General features: G+C 63.6%; 16 protein-coding genes. 12 read left to right on the forward strand and 4 right to left on the reverse strand.

Annotation, left to right across the window (positions count from 1 at the left end; genetic code table 11):
- Positions 1 to 47: 47 nt before the first annotated feature.
- Both PQR08_RS06615 and PQR08_RS06620 read right to left on the reverse strand, forming a co-directional pair.
- Positions 48 to 437, reverse strand: a complete 390-nt coding sequence (locus tag PQR08_RS06615) for a hypothetical protein (protein ID WP_250484128.1) — start codon at positions 435 to 437, stop codon at positions 48 to 50.
- Positions 438 to 548: 111 nt separating this feature from the next.
- Complete coding sequence (locus tag PQR08_RS06620; RefSeq protein WP_408161112.1) at positions 549 to 1,241, reverse strand: FadR/GntR family transcriptional regulator; 693 nt, start codon at positions 1,239 to 1,241, stop codon at positions 549 to 551.
- 228 nt (positions 1,242 to 1,469) lie between these two features.
- Here PQR08_RS06620 and PQR08_RS06625 point away from each other — a divergent pair, with 228 nt between their 5' ends.
- The 3 genes from PQR08_RS06625 to PQR08_RS06635 are packed head-to-tail and all read left to right on the forward strand — an operon-like array spanning position 1,470 to position 4,337.
- Positions 1,470 to 2,795, forward strand: a complete 1,326-nt coding sequence (locus tag PQR08_RS06625) for a C4-dicarboxylate transporter DctA (protein ID WP_187606047.1) — start codon at positions 1,470 to 1,472, stop codon at positions 2,793 to 2,795.
- 25 nt (positions 2,796 to 2,820) lie between these two features.
- Positions 2,821 to 3,831: an allantoicase gene (gene alc / locus PQR08_RS06630; protein WP_238288306.1), complete on the forward strand. Its 1,011-nt coding sequence runs from the start codon at positions 2,821 to 2,823 to the stop codon at positions 3,829 to 3,831.
- Complete coding sequence (locus PQR08_RS06635; RefSeq protein ID WP_408161113.1) at positions 3,828 to 4,337, forward strand: ureidoglycolate lyase; 510 nt, start codon at positions 3,828 to 3,830, stop codon at positions 4,335 to 4,337. Before alc ends, PQR08_RS06635 begins: the two co-directional genes overlap by 4 nt.
- 142 nt (positions 4,338 to 4,479) lie before the next feature.
- On the opposite strand, the gene fur is transcribed toward PQR08_RS06635, so the two are convergent.
- Positions 4,480 to 4,908 carry a ferric iron uptake transcriptional regulator gene (gene fur / locus PQR08_RS06640; RefSeq protein ID WP_035507641.1) on the reverse strand — a complete coding sequence of 143 codons (429 nt, stop codon included), beginning with the start codon at positions 4,906 to 4,908 and terminating at the stop codon, positions 4,480 to 4,482.
- Positions 4,909 to 5,083: 175 nt separating this feature from the next.
- Here fur and PQR08_RS06645 point away from each other — a divergent pair, with 175 nt between their 5' ends.
- The 9 genes from PQR08_RS06645 (at position 5,084) to PQR08_RS06685 (ending at position 14,256) form a co-directional block, all read left to right on the forward strand.
- Entirely contained in the window at positions 5,084 to 5,884 is an 801-nt protein-coding gene (locus PQR08_RS06645) for an outer membrane protein assembly factor BamE (RefSeq protein ID WP_187606044.1), read from the forward strand.
- A 120-nt stretch (positions 5,885 to 6,004) separates the two neighbouring features.
- Positions 6,005 to 6,802, forward strand: coding sequence for a 4-hydroxy-tetrahydrodipicolinate reductase (gene dapB, locus PQR08_RS06650; protein ID WP_035507637.1), 798 nt, complete (start codon positions 6,005 to 6,007; stop codon positions 6,800 to 6,802).
- 15 nt (positions 6,803 to 6,817) lie between these two features.
- On the forward strand, positions 6,818 to 7,483 hold the full coding sequence (locus tag PQR08_RS06655) for a MotA/TolQ/ExbB proton channel family protein (RefSeq protein ID WP_238288310.1): 666 nt from the start codon (positions 6,818 to 6,820) through the stop codon (positions 7,481 to 7,483).
- Between the two features lie 12 nt (positions 7,484 to 7,495).
- Positions 7,496 to 7,936 (forward strand): ExbD/TolR family protein, encoded by a 441-nt coding sequence (locus PQR08_RS06660; protein WP_408161114.1) that lies wholly within the window; start codon positions 7,496 to 7,498, stop codon positions 7,934 to 7,936.
- Positions 7,937 to 8,128: 192 nt separating this feature from the next.
- A complete protein-coding gene (gene leuS, locus PQR08_RS06665) occupies positions 8,129 to 10,723 on the forward strand; it encodes a leucine--tRNA ligase (RefSeq protein WP_408161115.1) in 2,595 nt (864 codons plus the stop codon).
- The gene (locus PQR08_RS06670) at positions 10,723 to 11,325 is read left to right on the forward strand and encodes an LPS-assembly lipoprotein LptE (RefSeq protein ID WP_408161116.1); all 603 of its coding nucleotides are present in this window, start codon (positions 10,723 to 10,725) and stop codon (positions 11,323 to 11,325) included. The genes leuS and PQR08_RS06670 overlap by 1 nt, the downstream gene beginning before the upstream one ends.
- A 19-nt stretch (positions 11,326 to 11,344) precedes the next feature.
- Positions 11,345 to 12,436 (forward strand): DNA polymerase III subunit delta, encoded by a 1,092-nt coding sequence (gene holA / locus PQR08_RS06675; protein WP_408161117.1) that lies wholly within the window; start codon positions 11,345 to 11,347, stop codon positions 12,434 to 12,436.
- Positions 12,437 to 12,545: 109 nt separating this feature from the next.
- On the forward strand, positions 12,546 to 13,817 hold the full coding sequence (locus PQR08_RS06680; RefSeq protein ID WP_408161118.1) for a glutamate-5-semialdehyde dehydrogenase: 1,272 nt from the start codon (positions 12,546 to 12,548) through the stop codon (positions 13,815 to 13,817).
- Between the two features lie 22 nt (positions 13,818 to 13,839).
- Complete coding sequence (locus tag PQR08_RS06685) at positions 13,840 to 14,256, forward strand: CopD family protein (RefSeq protein WP_408161119.1); 417 nt, start codon at positions 13,840 to 13,842, stop codon at positions 14,254 to 14,256.
- Here PQR08_RS06685 and PQR08_RS06690 read toward each other — a convergent pair.
- Positions 14,243 to 14,764 (reverse strand): hypothetical protein, encoded by a 522-nt coding sequence (locus PQR08_RS06690; protein WP_408161120.1) that lies wholly within the window; start codon positions 14,762 to 14,764, stop codon positions 14,243 to 14,245. The two genes, PQR08_RS06685 and PQR08_RS06690, sit on opposite strands and share 14 nt — an antisense overlap.
- Positions 14,765 to 14,814 lie beyond the last annotated feature (50 nt).

Consider the following 14,814-nt stretch of genomic DNA (forward strand, 5'->3'; position numbering starts at 1 on the left):
CAAAGCCGCTCTCGGAGCGGCTTTGTTTTTTGCTGCGTCAGTTTGCGTTACGCCAGTTTTTCCCGAAGGAACGACACGACATACGGCGTCGCCGCTGCCGCAACCGTCGATGCCGTGCCGGGATCGATTCCCATGCGCGCCGCGATCGATTCGGCGATGCGACCCGTGAGCACGCCCTCGCCACCTTCTTCCATCGATTTCAGAAAGCCGTCGCCCCGCACGAGCCCTGCGGCGAACGCGGCGAAAAAGCTTTTGCCCGGATGATCGCCGAGCAAGCCCTGATTCTGCTCTTCGGCATGCGCATGCGCGGTTTCCGCTGCGGTGCCGAGCATTTGCTGGCTATCTTCTGGACTGAAGCCCTGATCGGTCAGCGCTTGTGTGGCCTGCGCGCCGTGCTCCGACGATAGAAATTCTGAAACGAGTTGTTGCATGTCCATCGACGCTGCTCCTCTTGATGTTCGCCAATTGCAGGGCAGCGCAAGCGGATAGAAACCTCCATCACGCACGGCCCTTGCTGAGACCGCGAACCCATCGGGAAGTGCCGTGCTTTATCTGTTCGGCACCGGAAAATGCACGCCCGCGCGCTGCGCCGCATTGACGATGTGCCCTTCGATTGCGCGGCCGGCCTTCTCTCCGTCGCGCGCCTTCAACGCTTCGATGATGATCGCGTGCTCGTGATACGTCGACAGCACCAGTTCGCGCCGATAAAACGGCAGGCGCTGGCTCTCCTTCATGATGTCGGCGCTGCCGCGCAGGATCGATTCGATCGCCGCGTTCCCCGCGAGGCTCACGATGCGCATGTGGAACGCGAAGTCCAGTTGCGCGGCTTCCTCGAGCGCCGATTCCGTTAGCGCCGCGTGCAGCGAATCGAGATTGTCGTCGAGCCAGTCGATGTCCGAATCGCCGATCGAATGCGCCGCGAGCCGCGCGACGAATCCTTCCAGCGCGAAGCGCATCTGATACGTGTCGGGCAGCGATGCCTGATCCGCAAAGCGCCACGGATGCGCGGTGCTCGCCTGCGCGTTGTTGACATACACGCCCTTGCCCGGCCGTATGTGCAGCATGCCGAGCGCTTCTAGCGTCGAGAGCGCTTCGCGCAACGACGCCCTGCTGATCGACAGTTCCTCGGATAGTTGCCGTTGCGCCGGCAGCAAGCTCCCGACCGGGTACACGCTCGATTCGATGCGCGCGCGAATGGTCGCGATCGCGGCGTCGGTCACGGTATGCGGGACGTTTTTCATAAGAGGAAAACAGTATTGGCCGGTCTGACCGCCATTGTATGCGCGTGCCGCGCGCGCGTGTGAACGACCGTTTCGCGGCCGTTTTCGTGCCCGGATCGAACAGGGTATACCGCTACGAATGCTTCCTTGACGGGGATATATCGGCTTTCTAATATTCCACATCACAGCACTGGTCCGACCAGTCGGAACAGTTGCTCAGGTCCTGAGACATTACACGAGGAGACGGTCGTGTCGAGATTTCTAAATTCGCTGTTCGGCAGGGTAATGATTGCGCTGGTTATCGGCATCGTGGTGGGTGCGCTGTTTCCGCAGTTCGGCCAATCGTTGCGGCCCTTGGGCGACGGCTTTCTGAAGCTCATCAAGATGGTGATCGGGCCGATCGTGTTCTGCGTCGTCGTGAGCGGCATGGCGAGCGCGGGCGATCTGAAGAAGGTCGGGCGCGTCGGACTGAAGGCGGTCATCTACTTCGAGATCATGACGACCATCGCGCTCGTGATCGGTGCGATTCTCGCGTGGGTGACGCGTCCGGGCGTCGGCATGAATATCGATCTGCATACGCTCAACGCGGCGTCGCTGGCCACGTACACGGAGCACGCGAAGAGCCTCAAGGACACCGCGGGTTTCCTGCTGAAGATCATCCCCGACACCGCGATCGATGCCTTCGCCAAGGGCGACATCCTGCAAGTGCTCGTGTTCGCCATCCTGTTCGGCGCGGCGCTCTCGATGCTCGGCGACAAGGCGCAACGCGTGACGGTTTTCATCGACGAACTGTCGAACGTGTTCTTCCGCATCATGGCGTTCATCATCAAGCTGGCGCCGCTCGGCGTGCTCGGCGCGATCGCGTTCACGACCGGCCAGTACGGCGTCGCGTCGCTCAAGCAACTGGGCCTGCTCGTGATCGTGTTCTACGCGAGCTGCTTCCTGTTCGTGTTCGTCGTGCTCGGTGTGGTGATGCGCCTCGCGGGCTTCTCGATCTTCAAGCTCATTCGCTATCTGCGTGAAGAACTCTCGATCGTGCTCGGCACGGCTTCATCGGACGCCGTGCTGCCGCAGATTATGCGCAAGCTCGAATGGATGGGCGTGAAGGATTCGACCGTCGGTCTCGTGATCCCGACAGGCTACTCGTTCAACCTCGACGGCTTCTCGATCTATCTCACGCTCGCGGTGATCTTCATCGCGCAGGCAACCAACACGCCGCTGTCGCTGCATGACCTGATCGTCGTCGTGCTCGTGTCGCTGGTGACCTCGAAAGGCGCGCACGGCATTCCCGGCTCGGCCATCGTGATCCTGGCCGCGACGCTCTCCGCGATTCCCGCGATTCCCGTGCTCGGCCTCGTGCTGATTCTGCCGGTCGACTGGTTCGTCGGCATCGCACGGGCCGTGACCAATCTGATCGGCAACTGCGTGGCGACGGTGGTCGTCGCGGTGTGGGAGAAAGACATCGACCGGGCGCGCGCCAAGCGCGTGCTCGACCAGGACGCCGAATACCGCTTCGTGCCCGCCGCGCCGGAACCCGCGCACGGTCACGGTCATGAAAACGCACACGCAGTTTGATTCACCGCAACCGAAGGAAACTGAAATGGCCAACCCGATTCTCGACGCAGACGCTCCCGCTTTCGCCCGCCGCTACATGAACCTCGCAGACCCGCGGCTCGGCGCGCAGGCGCTCTTCGCCACCGACGAATTCTTCGCGCCGAAGGAGCGCATGCTGGAGCCGCAGCCCGCGGTGTTCATTCCCGGCAAGTACGACGAGCACGGCAAGTGGATGGACGGCTGGGAGACGCGCCGCAAGCGCACGACGGGCTACGACTACTGCATCGTCAAGCTCGCGCGCGCGGGCGTGATCCACGGCATCGATATCGATACGAGCCACTTCACCGGCAATTTCCCGCCGGCTGCGTCGATCGAAGCGTGCTACAGCGAACGCGGCAATCCGCAGGAAGACGGCGACTGGCGCGAGATCGTGCCGGCGACGACGCTGCAGGGTAATCATCATCACTATGTCGAGATCGGCGATACGCGCGCATACACGCATCTGCGCGTGAACATCTATCCCGATGGCGGCATCGCGCGGCTGCGCGTCTACGGACAGCCGAAGACGGATTTCTCGCGCGTCGAACGCGGCACGCTGCTCGATCTCGCGGCGATCGAAAACGGCGCGTATCTCGTCGCGGCGAACAATCAGCACTTCGGTCCCGCGTCGCAGATGCTGATGCCAGGGCGCGGCGTGAACATGGGCGATGGCTGGGAAACGCGTCGGCGTCGCGAGCCGGGCAATGACTGGGCGATCGTCGCGTTGGCGAATCCCGGCGTGATCCGCGCGATCGAGGTCGATACGGCGCACTTCAAGGGCAACTATCCGGATCGCTGCTCGCTGCAGGCGGCACGCGTGGAAGGCGGCACGGATGAGTCGCTCGTCACGCAGGCGATGTTCTGGCCCGTGCTGCTCGGCGAGCAGAAACTTTCGATGGACAACGTGCATCGCTTCGAGAACGAGATCGCCGCGCTCGGACCGGTGACACACGTGCGCTTCAATATCTATCCGGATGGCGGGGTGTCGCGGCTGCGCATCTTCGGAGAGATCGAATGAGAACGCTGACGCTGGAACCGCTGACGCGCGAAGCCTTCGCCCCGTTCGGCGATGTCATCGAACTCGAAGGCGCGCGCCATTTTCCGATCAACGCGGGCACGACCGAGCGCTTTCACGATCTCGCCAACGTGGAGGTCGGGTTCGAGAGCGGAGGGCGGCCGCTCATCAACGTGTTTCGCGGGCAACCGCGCCCGCAGCCGGTCGTGATCTCGATGATGGAGCGGCATCCGCTCGGCAGCCAGGCGTTCGTGCCGCTCGCGGACGTGCGCTATCTCGTGGTCGTCGCGCCCGCGGGCGAGTTCGATCCCGCCGCGATGCGCGCGTTTTACGCACGCGGCTGGCAGGGCGTGAACTATGCGCGCGGCGTCTGGCATCACCCGCTGATCGTGCTCGACAAGGCGGCGGATTTCATCGTCGTGGATCGCGGTGGCGATCTTCCGAATTGCGACGAGATCGATCTGCCGGAGCGATACACGCTGATCGAACACGAAGTGCACGTTGCTTGAGGCACGTCGCGCGAATCGTAATGCAACTGCGAATCGATCGCAGACGCAGGACACGAAACGTATAGACGAAACGAAACCGCCGTCCATCGAGCAGATGGACGGCGGTTTTCACATCCACGCGCCAACGAGCGGCGCGCGAACCTCAATGCTTGCGGTGCGGGCAGTTTTCCTTCGTGCATGCGCCGTACAGCGCGAGCGCATGCTCGTGGAGCTTGAATCCGCGATCCTTCGCGATCGATTGCTGACGGCGTTCGATCTCGGCATCGAAGAACTCTTCCACGCGGCCGCAATCGATGCACACGAGGTGATCGTGATGCGATCCCTCGTTGAGCTCGAACACGGCCTTGCCCGATTCGAAATTGCTTCGCGACAGCAGGCCGGCTTGCTCGAACTGCGTGAGCACGCGATAAACCGTCGCGAGACCGATATCGAGCTCTTCGTTGAGCAGGCTTCGATACACGTCTTCGGCGGTCAGATGGCGCACCGGGCTATGCTGAAAAATTTCGAGAATCTTGAGGCGCGGCAGGGTCGCCTTGAGCCCGATATTTTTGAGATCGGCGGGATTGGTCATGGCTAGGCATCCCTAGAGTACAATTCAAGGTTCTCATAGTAATGCGTTTTTCCAATTCCCGACATCCCGTGCGGACACAAGGCGAATTGGATGAAAAGAGCGCGACCTCGGAGCGCCTCGCGTGAAAGGTGAAATGTTTTCCAAATCTTTATCGAATTGCAGGGAGAGCCGTCGCATGCGGGGAACCGTGATCGCAGCAACCTTGGCCGCATTGCTCGCCGGCTGCTCGGCGTACGACAGCGTCACGCAGAAGATCGCGCAAAGCATCACACCGTATCGGATCACGGTCGTGCAAGGCAATTTCGTTTCGCAGGAAGCGGCGAGCCAGATGCAGGTCGGCATGTCGCGGGATCAGGTGAAGCAGCTTCTGGGCACGCCGCTTCTGACCGACATGTTCCACGCCGATCGTTGGGACTATGTGTTCTATTTCAAACGCGGATCGACGTCCATCGTCCAGCAGCGTGACTTCGTCGTGAACTTCGCGAGCGATCGCGTCGTGAGCTGGTCGGGCGGCGAAAATCTGCCGTCCAACCTCGAACTGCTCGCGGAAATCGACGGCGACAAGGGCGTCAAGGTCGCGAAGGCGGCCGCGCCCGCGGCGGCATCGGCGGCGGTGGCGTCGACGGCGGCGGTGACCGCGCCTTCCGGCGAGCCGTCCACGCAGCCGAATACCGCGGCCGCGTTTGCGGGCGACGCAAATCAGCAAGCCGCGCAGGCAGCCAATCGCGCAACGGCGCAGATCGACACGCCGACGGGCCGCACGCAGTCGTCGGTGCGCGTGAACGTGCCGCAGACGGCGGGTGGCGCGCCCGGATCGAGCGGCCAGAGCGGCAGCAACTCGCAGATTCAATTGCAGCGCCGCCCGCAGACGATCAACATTCCGGACAGCAGCGCGGTTGGTCCGGCGGGTACATCGCCGGCGCCGGCCAACGCGGGCGGCCAGGCGCAGTTCTATCTGCCGCAGCAAAGCCAGTAAGCAGTTCAGCCGTTTGAAGCTGAAGCCGCGCTACGCGTTTTCACGCCGCGCCGCTTCAGCCGCATCGTCAATCCGCATCATCCATCGCGCGTGTTGCGCGCGGTTCAACACGAGACTGCCATGAAGATCGCCATCGCCGGGGCGTCGGGCCGCATGGGCCGGATGCTGATCGAAACCGTTCTCAACGATTCCGAAGCGCAGCTCGCCGGCGCGCTCGACCGGCCCGGGGTGCCGCAACTCGGGCAGGACGCGGGCGCTTTCCTCGGCAAAACCACGGGCGTTCTGCTGACCGACGACATCGAGCGCGTGTTCGCCGACGCCGATTATCTGATCGACTTCACGCGCCCCGAAGGCACGATGGCGCATCTCGAAGCCGCGCTGCGCCACAACGTGAAGATGATCATCGGCACGACGGGTTTCTCGGACGAGCAGAAGGCGCAGTTGAAGCAGGCGGGCGAGAAGATCGGCGTCGTGTTCGCACCGAACATGAGCGTCGGCGTGAACGTCACGCTGAAGCTGCTCGAATTCGCCGCGAAGCATTTCGCGCAGGGCTACGACATCGAAGTCATCGAGGCGCATCACCGGCACAAGGTCGACGCGCCGTCGGGCACCGCGCTCGCGATGGGCGAGGTGATCGCCCACGCGCTCGGCCGCGATCTGAAGGACTGCGCCGTGTACGCGCGCGAAGGCGTGACGGGCGAGCGCGATCCGTCGACCATCGGCTTCTCGGCGATTCGCGGCGGCGATATCGTCGGCGATCACACGGTGCTCTTCGCGGGCATCGGCGAGCGGATCGAGATCACGCACAAGTCGGCGAGCCGTCTGTCCTATGCGCAAGGCGCGCTGCGCGCCGCGCGCTTCCTGCAAGGGCACGACAAGGGCTTCTTCGACATGCAGGACGTCCTCGGCCTGCGCTGATTCATCTTCGCGACGATGGCCGCAACGGGCGTAATCCACTATCTGCAATCCGGCGATGCCGTGACGCACGCGGTCGCGGGCTTGCTGCTCGCGATGTCGCTCGCGAGCTGGTGCTTCCTGCTCGTGAAGGCGTGGATTCTCGCGCGTGCGAAATGGCAAGGCCCGCGTGCACTACAGCGTTTCTGGCAGGCGTCCAGTCTGAAAGACGGGATCGGCGCATTGCAGCGCGCCGATCGCGAGCGCGTGTTTCTGCCGCTCGCCGAAGCCGCCTGGCGCGCGTCGGAAGCTGAAATGCCCGGCGCGCTGCTCGCTCGCGTGGAGCGCAGCGAACGCGTCCTGCGCGCGCTGCGTCATGCGTTGCTCCGATCGCAACGCAGACTCGAATTCGGCCAAGTTCTGCTCGCATCGGTGGGCAGCACGGCCCCGTTCGTCGGCCTGCTCGGCACCGTGTGGGGCATTTATCACGCGCTGGTCAGCATCGCGTCGAGCGGGCAGGCGATGATCGAAAACGTCGCCGGACCGGTCGGCGAGGCGCTCATCATGACGGCGTTCGGGCTGGTCGTCGCGATTCCCGCCGTGCTCGCGTACAACGTGCTCGGCCGCTACGTGCGGCAGATTTCCGAGGAGCTCGACGGCTTCGCGCACGATCTGCACGCGTTCGTCTGCGGTCCGGCCGACTAGGAGCGCGCGGCGATGGCCTTCGGCGGACTCGACAAGAAATCCAACGGCCAGCCGATGGCCGACATCAACATGACGCCGCTCATCGACGTCATGCTCGTTCTGCTCGTCATCTTCATCATCACGGCGCCGCTTTTCACGCACGCGATCCGGCTGGATCTGCCGAAAGTCGCGTCGCAGCCCGCGCGCGAGACGCCGCAAACCATCACGCTTTCCATCGACGACGCCGGCAGCCTCTTCTGGAACGACACGCCCGTCAGCTTCGATCAGATGCGCGCGCGTTTCGCCGATGTGGGCAAGACGGCGCAAAAGCCCGAGCTGCATTTGCGGGCGTCGAGCGCGACGCGCTACGAAATCATCGCGCAGGTGATGGGCGCGGCGCAGCAGGCGGGGCTGGAACGCATTGGCTTCGTCACGCAGCCCGCGCGGTCGCAGGCACAGGCGCCCGCGCGATAAGCGCGCGAGTTGCCGCGCATCGAACGGTATAATCGCGTTTTTCCCCGTTCGGCGGGCCTTGCAGAAGCCGGCAGACCCGAATTCCGACGCCGCGCCGTGTCAGCAATGCCGCAGCGCCTGGACTCGCCGCTCATATCGATGCGGCTGGTTCCAATGTCCGTTCCCAGCATTTGCCGAAAGCCAAACCACACCATGCACGATAAATACGTACCCGCCGACGTCGAATCCGCCGCGCAGAGCAACTGGCGTGCGAACGACGTCTACCGGACGACCGAGACGTCGGCCAAGCCCAAGTTCTATTGCGTCTCGATGCTGCCGTATCCGTCGGGCAAGCTGCACATGGGTCACGTGCGCAACTACACCATCAACGACGTGATGTACCGTTATCTGCGCATGAACGGTCACAACACGCTGATGCCGATGGGCTGGGACGCGTTCGGCATGCCCGCCGAGAACGCGGCGATGGCGAACAACGTGCCGCCGGCGAAGTGGACGTACGAGAACATTGCGTACATGAAGAAGCAGATGCAGTCGATGGGCCTCGCCATCGACTGGTCACGCGAAGTCGCCACGTGCTCGCCGGACTACTACAAATGGAACCAGTGGCTGTTCCTGAAGATGCTGGAAAAGGGCATCGCGTACAAGAAGACCGGCACGGTGAACTGGGATCCGGTCGATCAGACCGTGCTCGCGAACGAGCAGGTCATCGACGGGCGCGGCTGGCGCTCGGGCGCGCTCGTCGAAAAGCGCGAAATCCCGATGTACTACCTGCGCATCACCGATTACGCGGACCAGTTGCTCGACGATCTCGAAGGCCTCGGCTGGCCCGAGCGCGTCAAGATCATGCAGCAGAACTGGATCGGCAAGAGCTTCGGCGTGAACTTCGGCTTTCCGTATGAAATCGACGGCGAAGCGAAGCTGCTGCGCGTCTTTACCACGCGCGCCGACACCATCATGGGCGTCACGTTCGCGGCAGTCGCGGCGGAACATCCGCTCGCCACGCGCCTCGCGCGCGACAACGCGGATCTGCAGGCATTCATCGACGAATGCAAGCGCGGCGGCGTGGCGGAAGCCGATGTCGCCACGATGGAAAAGAAGGGTGTGCCCACCGGCTTTTACGTCACGCATCCGTTGACGGGCGCGCAGGTCGAAGTGTGGATCGGCAACTACGTGCTGATGTCCTACGGCGAAGGCGCGGTGATGGGCGTGCCGTCGCACGACGAGCGCGATTTCGCCTTCGCGAAGAAGTACGGCCTGGCCATCGATCAGGTGATCGACATCGAAGGCAAGACCTATTCGACCGATGCCTGGGAAGAGTGGTACGGCGACAAGACCGCGGGCCGTCTCATCAACAGCGGCAAGTACGACGGCATGACCACCGAGGAAGCGATCGACGCGATCGCCGCCGATCTCAAGGCGAAGGACTTCGGCGACAAGCAGATCACCTGGCGCCTGCGCGACTGGGGCATCTCGCGCCAGCGTTACTGGGGCACGCCGATTCCGATCATCCACTGCCCGAGCTGCGGCGACGTGCCGGTGCCAGAAAAGGATCTGCCTGTCGTGCTGCCGGAAGACCTCGTGCCGGACGGCTCGGGCAATCCGCTCGCGAAGTCCGAAGCGTTCCTGAATTGCGCGTGCCCGAAATGCGGCGCGGCGGCGAAGCGCGAAACCGACACGATGGACACCTTCGTCGATTCGTCCTGGTACTTCTCGCGCTACAGCGCGCCGGACGCGCAGACCATGGTCGACGAGCGCACCGATTACTGGATGCCGATGGATCAGTACATCGGCGGCATCGAGCACGCGATTCTTCACCTGTTGTATTCGCGTTTCTGGACGAAGGTCATGCGCGACATGGGCCTCATCAAGTTCGGCGAGCCCGCAAAGAATCTGCTCACGCAGGGCATGGTGCTGAACGAAACGTTCTATCGCGAAGACGCGGCCGGCAAGAAGACCTGGTACAACCCGCTCGAAGTCACCGTCGCGCACGATGACAAGGGCCGTCCGACCGGGGCGACGCTCAACGCCGACGGTCAGCCGGTCGTGCTCGGCGGCGTCGAGAAGATGTCGAAGTCGAAGAACAATGGCGTCGATCCGCAAACGCTGATCGATCAGTACGGCGCGGATACCGCGCGCCTCTTCGTGATGTTCGCAGCGCCGCCGGAGCAGTCGCTCGAATGGTCGGGCGCGGGCGTGGAAGGCGCGAGCCGCTTCCTGCGCCGCGTGTGGCATTTCGCGCACGACAACGCCGATGCGCTGCGCCAGCACGCGAAGCTCGATGCATCGGCGCTCAACGATGCGGACAAAACGCTGCGCCGCGAAATCTACACCGTGCTCAAGCAGGCCGATTTCGACTACGGCCGCCTGCAGTACAACACGGTGGTGTCCGCGGCGATGAAGATGCTCAACGCGGTCGATGGCGCGAAGAACGCGGGCGTCGGCGTGCTGAATGAAACCTTCGGTGTGCTCCTGCGCGTGCTGTATCCGGTCGTACCGCACGTGACGTTCCAGTTGTGGTCGGAACTCGGCTACAAGAAGGAATTCGGCCCGCTCCTCGACGCGCCCTGGCCGAAGGTCGACGAGGCCGCGCTCGAGCAATCGGAGATCGAGCTCGTGCTGCAGGTCAACGGCAAGGTGCGCGGCGCGCTGACGGTCGCGAAGGACGCATCGCGTGAAACCATCGAGAAGGCCGCGATCGCGCACGAAATGTTCGCGAAGTTTTCCGAAGGCCGCGCGCCGAAGAAGGTGATCGTGGTGCCGGGGCGTCTCGTCAACGTGGTCGTCTGATGCGCAAAACTAGGGGAGTCGATGTGACCGGGAAAGCCGTCGAGAAAGGCGTAAGCAGGCGCTCGTTCCTTGCGCTCGTGGGCGGCGCGGCCGCGCTGTCCGCATGCGGCTTCCAACTGCGCGGGCAGCAGGACTATGCGTTCAAGCGGCTCGCGATCACAGGCGGCGCGCCGCAGATGGTCGCGCGCCTCGAGCGCATGGTTCAGGGCGGCAGCGACACGGTGATCGTCAAGCCTTTCGAGAAGCCGGACGCGACGCTCAATTTGTCCGAAGGGACGGGCCTGCGCACGCTGAGCCTGAACGCGCAGGGCGTCGTGCAGGAATACGAGCTCGTGTACAGCGTGAATTACTCGCTGATGGGCGCGGACGGCACGCTGCTGATTCCGCCGAGCTCCATCGTATTGAATCGTTCGATGACCTACAGCGATCAATACACGCTTGGAAAAAGCCAGGAAACCGTGCTGCTTTACAACGACATGCGCAACGACGCCGTCGACCAGTTGACCCGCCGTCTCGCGACGGTGCGCTCGCTGCATCCGGCGCCGGGCGAGCAGACGCCGGGCGTCGCGCCGCGCGCGCCGCTGCCGGTGCCGCCGCTCTGATCGCGCGCTCGTCAGCATCATGCAACTGAAGCTCGACGCGCTCGAAGCGCACCTCGCGAAAGGTCTGAAGGGGCTGTACGTCGTCTACGGCGACGAGCATCTGCTCGCGCAGGAAGCGTGCGACCGCATTCGGGCCACCGCGCGCGCGGGCGGCTTCACGGATCGCACGGTGTTCACTGTCGAGCGCGGTTTCGACTGGAGCGCGCTCATCGGCGCCACGCAGTCGATGTCGCTCTTCGGCGACCGTCAGCTGATCGAACTGCGAATTCCGACCGGCAAGCCCGGCAAGGAAGGCGCGGAAGCGCTGAAGACGCTCGCCGGCGCCGATAATCCGGACGCCGTGACGCTCGTCACACTCCCGCGTGTCGACGGCGCGACGCAGAAGTCAGCGTGGTTCACCGCGCTGCTCGGCGCGGGCGTCGCGCTGAAGATCGATCCGGTCGAACGCGCGCAATTGCCGATGTGGGTCGGCCAGCGGCTCGCGCAGCAAGGGCAGCGCGTCGCGCCCGGCGAGGAAGGGCGGCGCGCGCTGTCGTTCATCGCGGAACGGGTGGAAGGCAATCTGCTCGCCGCACATCAGGAAATCCAGAAGCTCAGTCTGCTGTATCCCGAAGGCGTGCTCACGTTCGAGCAGATCCACGACGCCGTGCTGAACGTCGCGCGCTATGACGTGTTCAAGCTCAACGAAGCGATGCTGACGGGCGATGTCGGCCGCCTCGCGCGCATGCTCGACGGTCTGAAGGGCGAAGGCGAAGCTGCCGTGCTCGTGCTGTGGGCGCTCGTCGAGGAAGTGCGCACGCTGTTGCGCATCAAGCGCGGCGTCGCGGCGGGCAAGCCGCTCGCCACGCTCATGCGCGAGAACCGCGTGTGGGGGCCGCGCGAACGGCTGATCGGCCCGGCGCTCTCGCGCGTGACGGACGAAGCGCTGGAAAAGGCGCTGTCGCTCGCGGCGCGGCTGGACCGTCAGGTGAAAGGGCTTTCCGGAAGCACCGGAAAGCGCGGCAGTGAGCCGCCGCCGGACCCGTGGGCCGGCATGTTCGAACTCGCGATGGCGGTCGCCCACGGCGGCAAGCCGGGGCAGGCCGCGCCAGCGCCACGACCGCGTCGCTAGAACGCTTCTGTCATACGCTGTTGCAATCCGCGCAACAGCTTAGAATGAATGCACTGACGCTTCGGCCCTGAAAGCGGCTCAAGAAAGCGGATCACGGAAGAGACTCACGATGAACATCGATCAATATATGACCGACCTCGGCCGACGCGCGCGCACCGCGTCGCGCCCGATGGCGCGGGCGTCGACGGCGGCGAAAAATGCGGCGCTCAACGCGGTGGCGGACGCCATCGAACGCGAGCGTGAAGCGCTCAAGGAAGCGAACGGCCGCGACCTCGCGCGCGCGCGCGAGAAAGGCCACGATGCGGCGTTCATCGACCGCCTGACGCTCTCGGATAAAGCGATCGATACGATGGTCGAAGGCTTGCGGCAAGTTGCTGCACTGGCTGATCCGATCGGCGAAATCAGCGGGCTCAAATTCCGTCCGAGCGGCATTCAGGTCGGTCAGATGCGCGTGCCGCTCGGTGTGATCGGCATCATCTATGAATCGCGGCCGAACGTGACCATCGACGCGGCCGCGCTGTGCCTCAAATCCGGCAACGCGACCATTCTGCGCGGCGGCTCCGAGGCGCTCGAATGCAACACGGCGCTCGCGAAGCTGATCGGCGTCGGGCTGGAAGGGGCGGGCTTGCCGCAGGACGCGGTGCAGGTCGTCGGGACAGCGGATCGCGCGGCGGTCGGCAAGCTCATCACGATGACCGAATTCGTCGACGTGATCGTGCCGCGCGGCGGCAAGAGACTGATCGCGCGACTGATGGAAGAATCGCGCGTGCCGATGATCAAGCACCTTGATGGCATCTGTCACGTGTACGTGGACGATCGCGCGGATCTCGACAAGGCAGCGGTCATCTGCGACAACGCGAAGACGCATCGTTACGGCACCTGCAACACGATGGAAACGCTGCTCGTCGCGCGCGGCATCGCGCAACAAGCCTTGCCGCAACTCGCCCGCGCTTATCAGGCAAAGGAAGTCGAGCTGCGCGTGGACGGGCAAGCGCGCGCCGTGCTCGAAGCGGCGAAAATCGGCGGGCTCGTCGATGCGACCGAAGACGACTGGAGCACGGAATATCTCGCGCCGGTGCTGTCGATCAAGATCGTCGGCGGCCTCGATGAAGCGATCGACCATATCAACGCCTACGGCTCGCATCACACCGACGCGATCGTCACCGAAGATCACGACCGCGCCATGCGCTTCCTCCGCGAAGTGGATTCGGCGAGCGTGATGGTGAACGCATCGACGCGCTTCGCCGATGGCTTCGAATTCGGCCTCGGCGCGGAGATCGGCATTTCGAACGACAAACTGCACGCGCGCGGCCCGGTCGGTCTCGAAGGGCTGACATCGCTCAAGTACGTGGTGCTGGGGCGTGGCGAAGTCCGTCAATAAGTGCGAGTCGACAAGAAGAACGATGCTCTGGATCAAATCGCTGCATATAGTGCTGGTCGCTTCGTGGTTCGCGGGGCTTTTCTATCTGCCGCGCATCTTCGTGAACCTCGCGATGGAAACCGATTCCGCCGCCACCGCGCGTCTGCTGCTGATGGCGCGCAAGCTGTTTCGGTTCATGACGTTCATCGCGGTGCCTGCGCTCGCGTGCGGTCTGTGGCTGTGGCTCGTCGTCGGAATCGGCGCGGGACAGGGCTGGCTGCACGCGAAGCTGACCATCGTCGTTCTGCTGATCGCCTATCACGGGTATTGCGGGCGCTTGCTGCACACGTTTCAACGTGGCGAAAACAAGCGCTCGGACAAGTGGTATCGAATGTTCAATGAATTGCCGGTGCTCGGACTGCTGGGCGCGACCTTGCTCGTGGTGATCAAGCCGTTTTGAGGCGCTGCTGTTCGACGAGATCGAGCACCATTTCACCGAAGACTTCCGGACGCCCTTCGAAGAATCGCTGCACCACGTTCTTTTCGAGCATGTAACGGCGCAGCGATTCGCGCTCTTCGTGATTGTTCGCGAGTCGCAGCGCGGCTTCGACGTATTCCTCGACAGTTTCCGCGACCATCCAGCCGGGCATATAGGCGCGAATGAACATCGCGCCGTCGATCCGCTCGAAGACTTCACGGCCCGTCTTGCAGATGCCCGGCAGTCCCACTGAGAACGCGTCCACGATGCCGTTCGTGTTGCCGAAAGGGAACGGACTCAGGAACACGTCCAGGTTCTTGAGATAATTCACGTAACCCATGTAGTCCTGATGAGGCACGACAGTTCCGTTTGTCGTGACGATCGCCTGTCTGGCCACTTTCGCCAGATGCAGCATCGTGACGGCGTCGCCGCCGCTCGTCAGAAATGGAAGTGAAGCGGCACGCTGCTGCGTGCGGCAATCTGCCGGCACGCCTCCATAAAGCTCGGTGAGAGTTTCGTCAGGCTCGCGGCGATGCCGAT

This window comes from Caballeronia jiangsuensis (genome assembly GCF_046030135.1).
GTDB classification, from domain to species: Bacteria; Pseudomonadota; Gammaproteobacteria; order Burkholderiales; family Burkholderiaceae; genus Caballeronia; species Caballeronia jiangsuensis.

Bases quoted from the DNA above. Each gene is read 5' to 3' on its own strand.
- leuS (WP_408161115.1), top strand. From the start codon at position 8,129: ATGCACGATAAATACGTACCCGCCGACGTCGAATCCGCCGCGCAGAGC.
- PQR08_RS06655 (WP_238288310.1), top strand. From the start codon at position 6,818: ATGGCCGCAACGGGCGTAATCCACTATCTGCAATCCGGCGATGCCGTG.
- fur (WP_035507641.1), bottom strand. From the start codon at position 4,908: ATGACCAATCCCGCCGATCTCAAAAATATCGGGCTCAAGGCGACCCTG.
- PQR08_RS06670 (WP_408161116.1), top strand. From the start codon at position 10,723: ATGCGCAAAACTAGGGGAGTCGATGTGACCGGGAAAGCCGTCGAGAAA.
- PQR08_RS06680 (WP_408161118.1), top strand. From the start codon at position 12,546: ATGAACATCGATCAATATATGACCGACCTCGGCCGACGCGCGCGCACC.
- PQR08_RS06685 (WP_408161119.1), top strand. From the start codon at position 13,840: ATGCTCTGGATCAAATCGCTGCATATAGTGCTGGTCGCTTCGTGGTTC.
- PQR08_RS06615 (WP_250484128.1), bottom strand. From the start codon at position 437: ATGGACATGCAACAACTCGTTTCAGAATTTCTATCGTCGGAGCACGGC.
- dapB (WP_035507637.1), top strand. From the start codon at position 6,005: ATGAAGATCGCCATCGCCGGGGCGTCGGGCCGCATGGGCCGGATGCTG.
- alc (WP_238288306.1), top strand. From the start codon at position 2,821: ATGGCCAACCCGATTCTCGACGCAGACGCTCCCGCTTTCGCCCGCCGC.
- PQR08_RS06635 (WP_408161113.1), top strand. From the start codon at position 3,828: ATGAGAACGCTGACGCTGGAACCGCTGACGCGCGAAGCCTTCGCCCCG.
- PQR08_RS06620 (WP_408161112.1), bottom strand. From the start codon at position 1,241: ATGAAAAACGTCCCGCATACCGTGACCGACGCCGCGATCGCGACCATT.
- PQR08_RS06645 (WP_187606044.1), top strand. From the start codon at position 5,084: ATGCGGGGAACCGTGATCGCAGCAACCTTGGCCGCATTGCTCGCCGGC.
- holA (WP_408161117.1), top strand. From the start codon at position 11,345: ATGCAACTGAAGCTCGACGCGCTCGAAGCGCACCTCGCGAAAGGTCTG.
- PQR08_RS06660 (WP_408161114.1), top strand. From the start codon at position 7,496: ATGGCCTTCGGCGGACTCGACAAGAAATCCAACGGCCAGCCGATGGCC.